This is a genomic window from Streptomyces sp. NPDC052107, from assembly GCF_040680215.1.
Lineage (GTDB): Bacteria > Actinomycetota > Actinomycetes > Streptomycetales > Streptomycetaceae > Streptomyces.
The window spans coordinates 93,718-107,037 of the sequence record NZ_JBFAWG010000003.1; the positions used below are offsets into that span (position 1 = coordinate 93,718).

Here is a 13,320-nt window from a genome sequence, read left to right on the forward strand (position 1 = left end):
ACGACGACCGCCCGCCGTGGGTGATCGTCCCGCAGGACGGGATGGCGGGGCGGGACGTGAGGGCGGGACGACGGGGCGCGACGCCTACGCGGTCCGCGTCAGGATCCGCAGCACTTCCAGGCTCTTCGGCGGCGCGTCCGGGTCGTCCCCGTCACTCGTCGCCATCCGGACGTGCGCGTCCCGCGCCGCCCGCACCGCCTCCGGCCACCCCTGGTGGTCGAGATACGCGGCGACCGGCGCGTCCGGTCCGACCTGGTGCATGATCCGCAGCACCCGCAGCACGGCGGTGTCCACCAGCGCCGCCTCCTGCGAGTCGCGGAATATCGTGCCGACGTACTTCTCCGCGGACCAGTTGTCCAGCCAGGTGTCCTCCACCAGCCGGTAGACGGCGTCCGTGACGTCGCCGTACCCGTCCACGCCGGCCAGCCAGACGTCCCGCTGGAACGGGGGATCGGAGAGCATGTGCAGCGCCGAGCGCACATTGCTGCGCCAGCGCCACCACGGCATGTCGCTTAGGGGCATGCCGCCCATGGTGGAGGAGCGACGGCCACGACGGGAAGGGTTCTCCGGAGCTTGCACGGTCATAGATCGTACGATCTCCGCCACACCGGCCTCACTGGCCCCTGTAATTCACCTCGATGTCACTCCTCATTGACTCAGGGTCACTCGCCGGTTCGTCGTGTGAGGGAATCGTGCATGCACATGACCGGCAGGCGACGCGCTTTTAGTACATTCCTCCATTCGTCCTTCCGCCCCGGCAGAGCCACCGCCCTGACCGCCGGCGCCGTGGCTCTCTGTGCGTCGCTCACCGCCGGATGCGGGGTCATCCCCGGTGCCACGGGGGGTTCCGGGGATGACCCGGTCAAGGTGATGACCTGGGCGCCGCAGGACACCGACGCCACCAACAAGCCCGGCATGCCCGCGATGGCCCTCGCCTACGCCAAGTGGATCAACGCGCACGGCGGCATCAACGGCCGCAAGCTGAAGGTCCTGACCTGCAACGACCACAACGACAGCGTGGGCGCCGCCAAGTGCGCCCGGTACGCGGCCGACGAGAACGTGGTCGCGGTCGTCGGCTCCTACAGCCAGTTCACCGACTCCTACTTCGCCCCGCTGGAGGGCGCCGGCATCCCCTACATAGGCGGCTACGGCGTCACCAACGACGAGTTCACCGGCCAGATGTCGTACCCGGTCAACGGCGGCCAGCCCGCCCTGCTCGCCGGTCTCGGCAAGGCCCTCGCGGCCTCCTGCGGCAACATCTCCCTGGTCCGCCCCGACAGCATCGCCGGCGACGAGCTGCCCGTGCTGCTCGACTCCGGACTGCAGTCGGGCGGGCACGCCAAGGCCGGCGACCAGCTCGCCGAGGAGGACTCCACCGAGTACGGCGACCAGGCCGACGAGGCGCTGCGCTATGCCAGCAAGGACCCCACGAAGAAGGGCTGTGTGGTCCCCGAGCTCGGCGACCGCACCGACACCTTCCTGGACTCCTTCCGGCGGGTCCGCGGGAACTTCCCCTCCGTACGGCTCGCGACCGTGCTCGGCAGCGTCGACCAGACCGTGATCAACGCCACCGGCGGGGCGTACGAGGGGGCCTACATCACCGGCTGGTATCCGCCGGCCTCGGACTCGCGGTGGGACCCGATGAAGAAGGTGATCAACGAGGAGGCGTTCGGCGACACCCGCATCGACCCCGCGGACGCCGGAGTGCAGACCACCTGGATCGCCTACACCGTACTGAAGGCCGTCCTGGACAAGATCGGCGGCGGGGACGTGACCGCCGACTCCGTGCGCCGCACCCTCGACGGCGGCCTGCGGGTCTCCACCGGCGGTCTCACCCCGGCCCTGCACTGGACCCACTCCAGCAAGCTGGCCGCGGTCGGCTTCCCGCGGATGGTCAACGCCGACGTCACCCTGCAGGTGGTCCAGGGCGGCAAGCTGGTCGCCGCCCGCAAGGGCGTCGGCGGACTCGACGGCACCACCGACATGACGCGGACGCTGGAGAACGCCGACGTGCAGTGACGCCCGCCGGCGCGTCCCTCAAGCACCCGTCACGGCCGGGTACTCACAGCTGGGTGGGCTGGCGCCGGGTCAGGCCGTACTTCTGCGCGATCGCGTTCCACAGCGCCGCCGCCTTCACCTTCTGCGCGCTGGCGGTGCCGCTCGCCCGGTTGCCGGCCAGGGTCTCGCCCGTGGTGCGGGCGTGGCCCTTGCGGCAGACCTTGTGGTTCTTGGCCTGATCGGCCCAGGCCGCGTAGTGGTTGTCGGCCGCGGCGGACGCCTGCCAGGCCTGGGTCAGCGCGGCGGTGAGGTCGCCGTTGTTCGGCAGCTTGTCCACGGACAGCCTGCCGAGCCGGGTCACCAGGTCGTTGCGCTGCTTGGCCGCGTCCCGCAGGGCGGAGGCGGACCCGTCGAGGTTGTCGCAGTTCTTGACGTCGGCCACCGACTTGATCACCGTGGCGCGGCTGCTGCCGCTGTCGGCGAGCAGCTTGTCCAGTTCGACCGCCTGCTGCCGGGCCGGGTCTGCGGCCGCCGAGGAGCCCTGGCCGGGAGCAGCGGACGTGGCCGCGACCGTCTTGCCGTCAGCGCCCTGGTCCTTGCCATCCCCACCGCTGAGCAGGGCGCCGACGCCCACGCCGATGACGACGATGCCGACACCGATCGCGGCGATCAGCGGCACCCGCGACCGGGTCCGGGGCGGGTCGTCGTCGTGTGCGGGGGCGTACGACGGCTGCTGGGCGCCGTACGAGGGCTGCGGGGCGCCGTACTGCGCCGGGCCGGGGTAGGCGTCCGACTGCTGGACGCGCGGCATCTGCTGGGTCGCGCCGGCCGGGCCGTCGCCCGCCGGGCCGCCCCGGAAGAGGTGGTCGAACCCGTCCGACGGCTGCTGGTTCCCGCCCTGCGGCTGGTTCTGCGCCTGCGCGGCGTACGGCGGGATGTACTGGGTGGCCTGCGCATCGGGCGACGCCGGCGCGGGCGCCTGCCGCTGGACGCGGCCGAGGTAGCGCGTCTCCTGGCCGCCCGACTCGGGCGGCAGCGCGCCGGGCGCCACCGGCGGGATGTACTGGGTCGCGCCCTCGTCGGCGGGGACCGCCGGCACGGGCGGCAGGTACTGCGTGGCGCCCTCGGGGGCGGCCGCCGCCTGCACCGGCGGTATGTACTGCGTCGCACCCTCGTCCGCCGCGGGCAGCGGGGCACCGGCGCCCGGGTAGGCGTCCGGCAAGGCCGGCGGAAGCGGCGCGGCACCCGACGGCTGCGGATACGACTGCTGCTGATGCTGTTGGTACGGATCGGGTGCCGCGCCGTACCCGGGCTGCTGGCCGGCGCCGTAGCCGCCGCCCTGCGCGCCGGAGTGGTCGTACGACGGCGTCTGACCGTACGACGGGGCCGGGGCGCCCTCCGGGGGCAGCGGGCCGGGGTTCGCGGCGGGCGGCTGCTGGTGCGGGGCGTCCGGGGTGTGCCACTGCGGGGCCGCCGCCGGGGGCCAGCCCTGGCCCGGCTGGGGCGCCTGCTGCTCGGGCCCCCAGGAGCCGCCCCAGGCCTGCCCGCCTGCCGGGGCCGCGGGGGCGGGCGCGCCGGTCATGCCGGGCAGCAAGGGCTCGCCTCCGTCGGAGGGCAGCACGATGCCTTCGCGCGCGGGCCGCGCCGACGGCTCCTCGCCCTGTCCACTCTGCGTCACCGGGACTCCTACCAATGGGGGACCTTGTGAATCGGGCTCACGCTACCGGGTCCCCCGAGCCGGGTGCCATGCAGCTCAGGGCGCGATCTTCTTCCCTGTGACAGCGGTAACAAAACCGCCCGCGGCGCGCCGACCTGACACCCTCGGGATCCGGGTGCCGTTCGCCGTGCGTTCACGCAGCCGCGGGGCCGGTGTTCACGCCGCCTGCTGGAGTTCGAGGCGCGCCCCGAACTCCCGTACCACCGCCTCCTCCCGGAAGGGTTCCAGGCGCTGCTGGAGATCTTCCAGATACTCGGCGCCCCGGTTGGAGCGGAGCGTCTCCAGCAGCTCCACCGCCTTCAGACCGGTGCTGCAGGCCTGTTCGACCTCCCGCTGCTGCACCTGGGCCGTGGCGAGCAGCACATAACCGATGGCGCGCCGCCGGGCCCGGGACTCCGGGTGCCCGGCCAGCGACTGCTCGGCGTACCGGGCCGCCTGCTCGCTCTGGCCGAGATCGCGGTGGCAGTGCGCCAACTCGTCGGCGAGATAGGCCTCGTCGAAGTGCCGGATCCACACCGGGTCGTCGCCGGAGGACCCGTCCGCCTGCTCCATCGCCGTCACCGCCCGCCCGATGGACGCCTGCGCCGCGCGCCCGTCGCCGAGCAGGGCGTGCCCGCGTGCCTCGGCCGCGTGGAACATCGCCTCCACGCGCGGGGTCACGTGCCCGCGCGCCCCTTCCTGCGCCGCCCGCGCCAACTGGGCGATCTCCCGCGGGTTTCCGAGCTGGGCGGCGAGGTGGCTCATCGACGCGGCGAGGACGTAACCGCCGTACCCCCGGTCCCCGGCGGCCTGCGCGAGCCGCAGCGACTGGATGTAGTACCGCTGGGCCAGCCCCGGTTGTCCGGTGTCCACGGCCATGTACCCGGCGAGCTCGGTCAACCGGGCGACGGACGCGAAGAGTTCCCGCCCGACCGTCTCCCGGTACGAGCCGGCGAGGAGCCCGGAGACGACGCTGTTGAGGTAGTGCGCCACGACCGGGCGCACATGCCCGCTGCCGAACTGGTGGTCCAGGTCGGTCAGCGCCTGCGTCACGGACCGTACGGCCGCCACGTCGGCCTGCCCCACCCGCGGGCCCGCCTGCCGGGCCACCTGGGCGTCCGGCGCCGAGATCAGCCAGTCCCGGCTGGGCTCGACCAGCGCGGAGGCGGCGACGGAGGAGCCGGACAGGAAGTCCCGCCGGCCCACGTCGCTGCGCCACAGCTCGCAGACCTGCTCGATGGCCCCCAGTACCGTCGGCGAGAACTGGAGACCGACCCCCGAGGCGAGGTTCTTGCCGTTGGCCATGCCGATCTCGTCGATCGTGACCGTACGGCCGAGCTTGCGCCCGAGCGCCTCGGCGATGATCGCCGGGGCGCGGCCCCGTGGCTGCTGTCCGCGCAGCCAGCGGGCCACGGACGTCTTGTCGTAGCGCAGGTCGAGGCCGTGCTCGGCGCCGCACATGTTGACCCGCCGGGCCAGCCCGGCGTTCGAGCACCCCGCTTCCTGGATGAGTGCCTGCAGCCGTTCGTTCGGCTGCCTCGCCACGAGAGGCCTTGCGGCCATGGACTACCCCCTGCGTTGCGACCCCCGGAGCGTGAAGTTCCGGCCGAGTGATCGGTGACGATCCGTACGGGAAGATCACTGCCCAGTTGACATACCGTCAATGCGCGACATGTGCGGTTTGCCGGGGTAGAGGCGCATGCCATCCCCACCCCTGCCTACCCAGGTCACGCCCCGCTTCCTCCCGCGCGCCCCCGCCTGTGCACCCATGCGCCCCGACTGCCGAATCGATGCTCCACCCCCGCGCGCACTACAGCCGTAACTCCAGGTGGGTGCGGGAGTTGAGAGGGGCGTGGAAGAGACGATCGCGGGCGCCGAAAACACTCAGATTGCCGGTCAGATTCCGCAGCAACGCGGGGAATCGCTGCTGGAGACCGCCGTACGCTACGCCGAGGAACGGCACTGGGACGTGTTCCCGGGCACCTGGCTGGAAGCGGTCGAGGGAATCCAGCGCTGCTCGTGCGGCGGCGCCTCCTGCCCTGCGCCGGGTGCGCACCCCGCGCGCCCCGACTGGGCGACGCAGGCGACAGGCAGCCCGACCGTCGCGCGCCGGATGTGGCAGAAGCAGCCGACGGCTTCGATCCTGCTGCCGACGGGGCGGACGTTCGACGCGTTGTCCGTCCCGGAGAGTGCGGGGTTTCTGGCCCTCGCCCGTATGGAGCGGATGGAGTCGACGCTGGGGCCGGTCACGCTGAGTCCGGATCGGCGGATGCACTTCTTCGTGCTGCCGGGGGGTTCTGTGAAGGTGCCTGAGCTGGTGCGGAAGCTGGGGTGGACGTTGTCGTCCCTCGATCTCGTGGCGCTGGGTGAGGGGGCGTATGTGGCCGCTCCTCCGACGCGATTCGGGTCTCGGGGGGCCGTGCAGTGGGCTCGCCGGCCCACCCCGGCGAATCGGTGGTTGCCGGACGCGGAGGAGTTGATCTCGCCGCTCGCGTACGCCTGCGGGCGGGATCGGTAGCCGCTCGCCGTCTCGTCTGCGTGGTTTCCGTGCGTCGGCGGCTGCGGGACCGTCGTGGGTGCTCGCGCCCACGCGGCGGAGTCGCATATCAGGCACAGTCCCGCGCCTTCGGGGCGCCGCACGGGTCGTAGCCTTCATCCATGACCGAAGTCGCAGTGCGCGTACGAGGGCTCTGGAAGCAGTTCGGGCAGCAGGTTGCCGTCGGGGGGATCGATCTGGATCTGCCCGCCGGGAAGTTCCTCGGGCTGGTCGGGCCCAACGGGGCCGGGAAGACCACCACCCTGTCCATGGCGACCGGGTTGCTGCGGCCGGACGGCGGGACCGTCGAGGTCGTCGGGCATGACGTGTGGCGGGATCCCGTGGCCGTGAAAGCGAGGATCGGCGTCCTTCCCGAAGGGCTGCGGCTGTTCGAGCGGCTGTCGGGGCGGGAGCTGCTCGGGTACTCGGGGCGGCTGCGCGGACTGCCGGGGGCCGAGGTCGACAAGCGGGCCACGCAGCTGCTGGACGTCCTCGACCTGGCCGGCGCCCAGCACAAGCTCGTCGTCGACTACTCGACCGGCATGCGCAAGAAGATCGGGCTCGCGGCCGCGCTCCTGCACAATCCCGAGGTGCTCTTCCTGGACGAGCCGTTCGAGGGTGTCGACCCGGTGTCCGCGCAGACCATCCGAGGCGTCCTCGAGCGGTACACCGCCTCCGGCGCCACCGTCGTCTTCTCCTCCCACGTCATGGAGCTGGTCGAGTCGCTGTGCGACTGGGTCGCGGTGATGGCGGCGGGACGCATCCGCGCCACCGGCCCGCTGGCCGAGGTGCGCGGCACGCACCCGACGCTCCAGGGGGCGTTCCTGGAGCTGGTCGGGGCGAGCGGCCGGGACGCCGGGTCCGATCTGGACTGGCTGGGCGGCGGGGCGGCCCGATGACGAACCTCACCTCCACCGTCGTACGGCTGAAACTGTCACTGCTGCGGGGCGGGCTGCGGCAGTCCGGCGGCCGGCGGGCCGCGTTCGTCGTCTCGGCGGTCATCGCGGTCCTGTTCGCCCTGCTGCAACTGCTGGGTCTGCTCGCGCTGCACGGGCACGCGCACGCCGACGCCGTCGCCGTCCCGGGTACGGCCGTGCTGGCGCTGGGCTGGGCGGTGCTGCCGCTGTTCTTCCCGACCGGCGACGAGACGCTGGACCCGACCCGGCTGGTGATGCTCCCGCTGCGTCCCCGCCCGCTGGTCCGGGCACTGCTCGCGGCCTCCCTGGTCGGCATCGGCCCGCTGTTCACGCTGCTGGTCCTGGCGGGCTGCGCGCTCTCGCTGGCGCGGGGCGCGGCCGGATACGTCGTTTCCGTCGTCGCCGTAGCTCTCGCCCTGCTGGTCTGCGTGGCGCTGGCACGGGCCGTCGCCACGGCCAACGTACGGCTGCTGACCAGCAGAAAGGGCCGCGATCTGGCCGTGCTGAGCGGGCTGGTGATCGCGATCGGGGCGCAGCTGGTCAACTTCGGGGCGCGGCAGCTGGGTTCGGCCGGGCTCGGCCAGTTGCAGCCGGTCGCGGACGTGCTGTCCTGGGTGCCGCCGGCGTCGGCGGTGGCGGCGGTGCGCGCGGCGAGCGAAGGGTCGTACGGCGTCGCGACCGCCCAACTCCTTGTCGCGGCCGCTGGATTGGCGGCGCTGATCGTCGTGTGGGCGCGGAGTCTGACCCGGCTGATGACGGCGCCCGACGCCTCCACGCTGCAGCCGGCCGACGCCGCGGTCCGCAGCCGCTCGGCCACCGGACTGGGCCGGCTGCTGCCGCAGGACCGCACGGGCACGGTCATGGAACGCAGCCTGCGCTACGTCTGGCGGGACCCGAAGACCAAGGCCGCCTGGGTGACCTCGCTGGCGATCGGGCTGATCGTGCCGGTGTTCAACGCGGTGCAGGGCACCGGGTCGATCTACTTCGCGTGCTTCGCCGCCGGGATGCTCGGCATCCAGATGTACAACCAGTTCGGGCAGGACACCTCCGCGTTCTGGATGGTGGCCATGGCCATCTCCTCACCCCGGGACGCCTACGCCGAGCTGCGCGGCCGCGCCCTGGCCCTGCTGCTGATCACCCTCCCCTACGCGGCGCTCGTGACGGTGGTGACGACGGCCCTCCTCGGCGCCTGGACCCGGCTGCCGGAGGTGCTCGGGCTGTCCTTCGCGCTGCTCGGGGCGATGCTCGCGACCGGCGCCTGGACCTCGGCCCGCTTCCCCTACTCCATCCCTCAGGAGGGCCACAAGAACGTCGTCCCCGGCCAGGCGGGCCTCGCCTGGATCTCGATCTTCGGCGGCATGATCGCAGCGGCCCTGCTCTGCTCCCCCGTCATCACCCTCACCATCTGGCTCCACGTGAGCGCGGGCGGGGCGGACTGGAGATGGCTGCTGCTGCCGGTGGGCGCGGCGTACGGCGCGACGCTCACCTGGCTGGGCCTGCACCTGGCGGCTCCGAGGACGGCAGCGCGGCTGCCGGAGATCCTCACGGCTGTGAGCAAGGGGTAGAGCAGCTCCTCAATCCCCGAGCACCCGGTCGAGAAACGGCGAGACAGCAGCCCGCCAAGCCCCCGGCATGTCGTAATGGGCGAGGTGACCGGCGTCGGAAACCTCCGCGTACTCCCCCGCCGGCAGCACCCGCACCATCTCCTGCGCCTCCGCCCGCCCCAGTTCCCCGTCCACCCCGCGCACCACCAGCGTCGGGCACCGCACCTGGGCCAGTTCCTCCCAGTGCGCGTCGTACACCCAGGTCTCACGGGACCGGAGCATCTGCTCCGGCTCGAACACCGGCCGCCAGCCGTCGGCGCTTTCGTGCATCACCTCGGCGTAGAACTCCCCACGCGCCGGATTCGGCCGCTCCACCCAGGGATCGTCCTCACCGAACCACTTGCGCACGTCGGCCAGCGTGGCGAAGGGAACGGGCCAGGCCCTGAACCAGTCCGCCCACTCCCGCTGCGAGGCGGCGCCCAGGGCGGAGGCCCGCATGTCGCAGATGATCAGGCCCCGGACCAGTTCGGGGCGCTTCGCGGCGAGCTGCCAGGCGGTCAGCGCGCCCATGGCGTGGCCGATCAGGAGCGCGGGGGCGAGGCCGAGCTGTTCGAGGGCGGCCTCGGCGTCCTCGACATAGGCCTCGCGGGTGTAGGCGGCCTGTGGGGGCTTCTCGCTCTGGCCGTGTCCGCGCTGGTCGAGGGCGACCGCACGGTGACGTGCGGCGAGCCAGCGGGCGGTGGAGGCCCAGTGAGAGGCACGGCCCATCAGGCCGTGAAGTAACAGCACGCCCGGAGCGCCGGGCGGCGCGTCCGCCCGGCCGCCCATCTGGTCGTCCGCCGGATCCAGTCCCGTCTTGGGAGGGTCGGCGAACTCCCAGGCGGCGAGGCGCACCCCACCCGCTCCCGTCACGTCGATACGCCGTGCCATCGGCCTGGCACCCCCCAGCTCCGCCTGCCTCGTACCGGTGTACTGCCGTACTCGCTCGTACTCGCTGCTGTCGCTGTCGTGCTCGTCCTACCCTCGGGAGACTATCGAATATTTATTCGAAAAATCCCCATCTGCGGATAACACCCCTCATTCGAGTGACACCCCTGAAGGAATGATCGCCGCCACCGAGGGGATCACTTCTGCGGGAGGCGGACCGCTCGGGGAAAAACGGTCCGAGGGGATGACCCTGAGAGCTCGGGGCTCCGGGTCAGCACAGGGGAGGACAGGCCCCGGCGCCGCAAGGCGCCGGGGCCCTCTCCTGCTCAGCGCTTGGCCACGAACACATGCGAGGCGACGTCCGCCTCCAGCTCGGCCGCCTCACCGCCGCTGCCCACCAGCACACCGCCCGCCGACTCCGTCACACTCACCACGGACCCGGGCTGCACACCAGCGCGCCGCAGCGTGTACATCAGCTGCGCGTCCGTCTGGATCGGCTCACCGATACGGCGGACGACGACCGTCTTGCCGTCCGTGCCCGCGTCCAGGTCCGCCAGCGAGACCATGCCCTCGTCCAGGAACGGATCGGCACCGTCCTTCTCGCCCAGCTCCTCCAGACCCGGGATCGGATTGCCGTACGGCGACTCGGTCGGGTGCCGCAACAGCTCCAGCACGCGCCGCTCGACGGCCTCGCTCATCACGTGCTCCCAGCGGCAGGCCTCCGCGTGCACCTGCTCCCACTCCAGGCCGATCACATCGACGAGGAGACACTCGGCCAGCCTGTGCTTGCGCATCACACGCGTGGCGAGCCTGCGCCCCTCGTCGGTCAGCTCCAGATGCCGGTCGCTGGCGACGGAGACGAGCCCGTCGCGCTCCATACGCGCCACCGTCTGGCTCACCGTCGGCCCACTCTGGTCCAGCCGCTCCGCGATGCGGGCGCGCATGGGGACGACGCCTTCCTCTTCGAGTTCGAGGATGGTGCGGAGATACATCTCCGTGGTGTCGATCAGTCCGGACATACGTGCCCCTCGATTACCTCTGCCGGCAGCCCGGCGCGTGCGCTGGCCCTGGCACCAATTCTGCCGGATCCGACTGACAAGCGGGGGCCTCCGGCGGAACGGGCCGATACGGGTGACCGCCATGGGGGTCCGTGTCCGTTGCCGGATGGGGGTCGTCGTGGCCTGATCGCGCAGTTTCCCGCGCCCCTTCGGGGGGGGGCGCCGCGGTGCCTTCGCTTCGGGGCAGATGTGTTCAATCTTGTGGGACCAATCTTGCGGGAACAGGATGTGGGCTGGGTCACGTTCCAGTTAGATGAAGCCCAGTGAGCGAACCGTGCGCCGTAAGCGCGCCGACGCAGCCTCCAGGGGGTCCAGGTGAGTGCTTCCCGGCGGAGTGGGATCACCGATGCACTCGGGCCGGACGAGCCCGGTGAGTCAGGTGGATCCGATCTGCTCGCCGCACTGCTCGACGGCATGGACGCGGCTCTGTGCGCCTTCGACGCCGACGGGGTCGTCACGCACTGGAACCGGGAGGCCGAACGCATCCTCGGATGGACGGCCGCCGAGGCCGTAGGGCGGCACGGGTTCGCCGGATGGGCGGTGCGCAGCGCCGACGCCGAGGAGGTGCACGCCCGGCTGATGTCGGTGATGCAGGCACCCGGGCGGCAGGTGCACGAGTTCGCGCTGGTCACGAAGAACGGCGGGCGGGTGCTCGTACGGACCCAGTCCGCCGCCGTACGCGGACCCGACGGCAAACCCGCCGGGGTGTACTGCGCGTTCAGCGAAGTGCACGCCCAGATCGACCTGGAGCGGTCGATCGCGCTGAGCGAGGCACTGTTCGAGGACGCCGCCTGGGGAGTCGTACTCATCGACGCCGACCTGCGGCCCGCCGTCGTCAACGCCCACGCGGCCCGCGCGCTCGGCATCGGGCGTACCTCCGCGCTGGGCCGGCCGCTCGGCGAACTGCTCGCACAGGGCGTGGAGGAACTGGAGGCCGCGCTCACCCATGTACTGGCCGAAGGCGCGCCGCCCGCGCCCGCCGAGATGTGGGTGACCGTACGCACCCAGGGGAGCGAGAAGCGGCGCTGCTGGCGGAACGGCTTCGTACGGCTGGCCTCGCCGCTCGCGGAGGAACCCGTGCCGCTCGGCGTCGGCTGGCTGTTCCAGGACGTCACCGAGGCCAAACAGGGCGAGCAGGAAGCGGCCCTGCTGCGCTTCCGCTCCAACCAGCTGCATCGGGCCGCGCGCGCCGCCGCCGAGTGCGAGGACCCGGCCGAGGCGGCCACCGTCCACCTCGACTTCGCCCTCGCCGGCTTCGCCGACCACGCCTTGATCGACCGTACGGTGCCTTCCCCGCGCTCGGCGGGTCCAGAGGGCTCCGAGGGCGAGGAGACGGCCGTACGGCTGGTACGGCTCGCCGCGACGCCCGCCGGAGCACCGGGGCCGAGCCTGCTCACCGGCGCCGCCGGGCTGCCCGTGCGCTACGAGCCGGGCCATCCGGCGCTGCAGTGCGTGGAGCGGGCCGGGGCCGTACGCGCGGACGCCGGGTCGGTCCCGGAACAGCGGGCGCGGGAATGGGCGCTGGCCCGGCAGTGGCCCGGCGACGCGGTGCACGCCCTGTGCGCGGTCCTGCGCAGCCGGGGGCGGACGCTGGGCGTGGTGACCTTCCTGCGCGGCTCCGGCCGCAGCCGCTTCGAGCGGTCCGACACGGCATACGCAGAGGACGTGGCGGTCCGCATCGCGGCGGCTCTGGACCTGGCGGAGGCGGTGCGGGAGAAGCAGCCCCCCGGGTAGCCCGCAGGTGGGCTCAGTGCCGGTAGAAGATCCGGTCGCCGTACTCCCTCATCACGCGGCCGTTCCACTCGTGGCCGCCGTCGACGTTGCCGGAGCGCAGGAGCGGGGGTTCGATGCCCCGGTCGGCGAGGGCGGCGGCGGCGGTCGCCATGACGGCCTGCATCAGGGCGGTGGTGACGACCGTGGAGGCGGGGGCGAAGGGCGCCGCGATGGTGTCCAGGGTGAGCTCCGCGTCACCGACGGCGATCTTCGAGTCCAGGACGATGTCGCAGTGATCCTTCAGGAAGGTGTCGGAGGAGTGCCGGGACTTGGTCTGCGAGGCGTACGCGAGCGAGGTGACACCGATGACCTTCATGCCGAGGGCACGGGCGTTCAGGGCCATCTCCACGGGCAGGGCGTTGCGGCCGGAGAGGGAGATGATCACCAGGGCGTCGCCGGAGCGGACCGGTGAGGTGTCGAGGACGGCACTCGCGAGGCCGTCGACGCGTTCGAGGGCGGAGCCGAGGGTGGCCGGGGTGACGTCGACCCCGACGACGCCGGGGACGGCGAGCAGGTTCATCAGGGCGAGGCCGCCGGCGCGGTAGACGACGTCCTGGGCGGCCAGGGAGGAGTGCCCGGCGCCGAAGGCGAACAGCCGGCCACCGGCGGCGACGGTGTCGGCGAGCAGGGTGCCGGCCGCGGCGATCGACTCGGCCTCCTCCTCGCGGACCCGTTGCAGCAGGCCGATGGCGGCGTCGAAGAACAGGTCGGCAGGCGTGCCGTCGCTCATGCGGTGCCCCTTCGCAGCGTCTGTGTCGCGGATCACCGTGCGGTCTGGACCAGTGCGGTGTCAATACGGGCCTCGGCACGCCGGTCGGCCTGAACCAGTCCGCCGAAGCCTCCAAAAAACAGTTGAGCGGATCCCGCCCGC

11 protein-coding genes are annotated in these 13,320 nt (G+C 72.3%); 5 read left to right on the forward strand and 6 right to left on the reverse strand.

Annotated elements, in window-relative coordinates; all coding sequences use genetic code 11:
- Window positions 1–84: 84 nt before the first annotated feature.
- A complete protein-coding gene (locus AB0M27_RS04200) occupies window positions 85–585 on the reverse strand; it encodes a hypothetical protein (RefSeq protein ID WP_365717721.1) in 501 nt (166 codons plus the stop codon).
- 117 nt (window positions 586–702) lie between these two features.
- On the opposite strand from AB0M27_RS04200, the gene AB0M27_RS04205 reads away from it, so the two are divergent.
- Window positions 703–2,019, forward strand: coding sequence for an ABC transporter substrate-binding protein (locus AB0M27_RS04205; RefSeq protein ID WP_365718183.1), 1,317 nt, complete (start codon window positions 703–705; stop codon window positions 2,017–2,019).
- A gap of 43 nt (window positions 2,020–2,062) precedes the next feature.
- On the opposite strand, the gene AB0M27_RS04210 is transcribed toward AB0M27_RS04205, so the two are convergent.
- Together AB0M27_RS04210 and AB0M27_RS04215 are read right to left on the reverse strand one after the other, a co-directional pair.
- Complete coding sequence (locus tag AB0M27_RS04210; RefSeq protein WP_365717723.1) at window positions 2,063–3,676, reverse strand: hypothetical protein; 1,614 nt, start codon at window positions 3,674–3,676, stop codon at window positions 2,063–2,065.
- Window positions 3,677–3,871: 195 nt separating this feature from the next.
- Entirely contained in the window at window positions 3,872–5,257 is a 1,386-nt protein-coding gene (locus AB0M27_RS04215) for a transcriptional regulator (protein WP_365717725.1), read from the reverse strand.
- A gap of 289 nt (window positions 5,258–5,546) precedes the next feature.
- Here AB0M27_RS04215 and AB0M27_RS04220 point away from each other — a divergent pair, with 289 nt between their 5' ends.
- From AB0M27_RS04220 to AB0M27_RS04230, 3 genes are all read left to right on the forward strand, one after another.
- Window positions 5,547–6,212 (forward strand): bifunctional DNA primase/polymerase, encoded by a 666-nt coding sequence (locus tag AB0M27_RS04220; RefSeq protein ID WP_365717727.1) that lies wholly within the window; start codon window positions 5,547–5,549, stop codon window positions 6,210–6,212.
- A 140-nt stretch (window positions 6,213–6,352) separates the two neighbouring features.
- Window positions 6,353–7,129 (forward strand): ABC transporter ATP-binding protein, encoded by a 777-nt coding sequence (locus tag AB0M27_RS04225; RefSeq protein ID WP_365717729.1) that lies wholly within the window; start codon window positions 6,353–6,355, stop codon window positions 7,127–7,129.
- Window positions 7,126–8,712, forward strand: a complete 1,587-nt coding sequence (locus AB0M27_RS04230) for a transporter (RefSeq protein ID WP_365717731.1) — start codon at window positions 7,126–7,128, stop codon at window positions 8,710–8,712. Before AB0M27_RS04225 ends, AB0M27_RS04230 begins: the two co-directional genes overlap by 4 nt.
- 9 nt (window positions 8,713–8,721) lie before the next feature.
- Here AB0M27_RS04230 and AB0M27_RS04235 read toward each other — a convergent pair whose 3' ends face one another.
- Both AB0M27_RS04235 and AB0M27_RS04240 read right to left on the reverse strand, forming a co-directional pair.
- Window positions 8,722–9,621 (reverse strand): alpha/beta hydrolase, encoded by a 900-nt coding sequence (locus tag AB0M27_RS04235; RefSeq protein WP_365717733.1) that lies wholly within the window; start codon window positions 9,619–9,621, stop codon window positions 8,722–8,724.
- A 323-nt stretch (window positions 9,622–9,944) separates the two neighbouring features.
- Window positions 9,945–10,637, reverse strand: a complete 693-nt coding sequence (locus AB0M27_RS04240) for a metal-dependent transcriptional regulator (RefSeq protein ID WP_020940714.1) — start codon at window positions 10,635–10,637, stop codon at window positions 9,945–9,947.
- Window positions 10,638–10,991: 354 nt separating this feature from the next.
- On the opposite strand from AB0M27_RS04240, the gene AB0M27_RS04245 reads away from it, so the two are divergent.
- Window positions 10,992–12,410, forward strand: coding sequence for a PAS domain-containing protein (locus AB0M27_RS04245; RefSeq protein ID WP_365717735.1), 1,419 nt, complete (start codon window positions 10,992–10,994; stop codon window positions 12,408–12,410).
- Between the two features lie 13 nt (window positions 12,411–12,423).
- Here the strand turns inward: AB0M27_RS04245 and AB0M27_RS04250 are convergent, their stop codons facing one another.
- Complete coding sequence (locus tag AB0M27_RS04250) at window positions 12,424–13,179, reverse strand: SIS domain-containing protein (RefSeq protein WP_365717737.1); 756 nt, start codon at window positions 13,177–13,179, stop codon at window positions 12,424–12,426.
- Window positions 13,180–13,320 lie beyond the last annotated feature (141 nt).

Coding starts and splice junctions, on each gene's coding strand:
- AB0M27_RS04200 (WP_365717721.1), bottom strand. CDS start 585: ATGACCGTGCAAGCTCCGGAGAACCCTTCCCGTCGTGGCCGTCGCTCC.
- AB0M27_RS04205 (WP_365718183.1), top strand. CDS start 703: ATGACCGGCAGGCGACGCGCTTTTAGTACATTCCTCCATTCGTCCTTC.
- AB0M27_RS04215 (WP_365717725.1), bottom strand. CDS start 5,257: ATGGCCGCAAGGCCTCTCGTGGCGAGGCAGCCGAACGAACGGCTGCAG.
- AB0M27_RS04225 (WP_365717729.1), top strand. CDS start 6,353: ATGACCGAAGTCGCAGTGCGCGTACGAGGGCTCTGGAAGCAGTTCGGG.
- AB0M27_RS04230 (WP_365717731.1), top strand. CDS start 7,126: ATGACGAACCTCACCTCCACCGTCGTACGGCTGAAACTGTCACTGCTG.
- AB0M27_RS04235 (WP_365717733.1), bottom strand. CDS start 9,621: ATGGCACGGCGTATCGACGTGACGGGAGCGGGTGGGGTGCGCCTCGCC.
- AB0M27_RS04240 (WP_020940714.1), bottom strand. CDS start 10,637: ATGTCCGGACTGATCGACACCACGGAGATGTATCTCCGCACCATCCTC.
- AB0M27_RS04250 (WP_365717737.1), bottom strand. CDS start 13,179: ATGAGCGACGGCACGCCTGCCGACCTGTTCTTCGACGCCGCCATCGGC.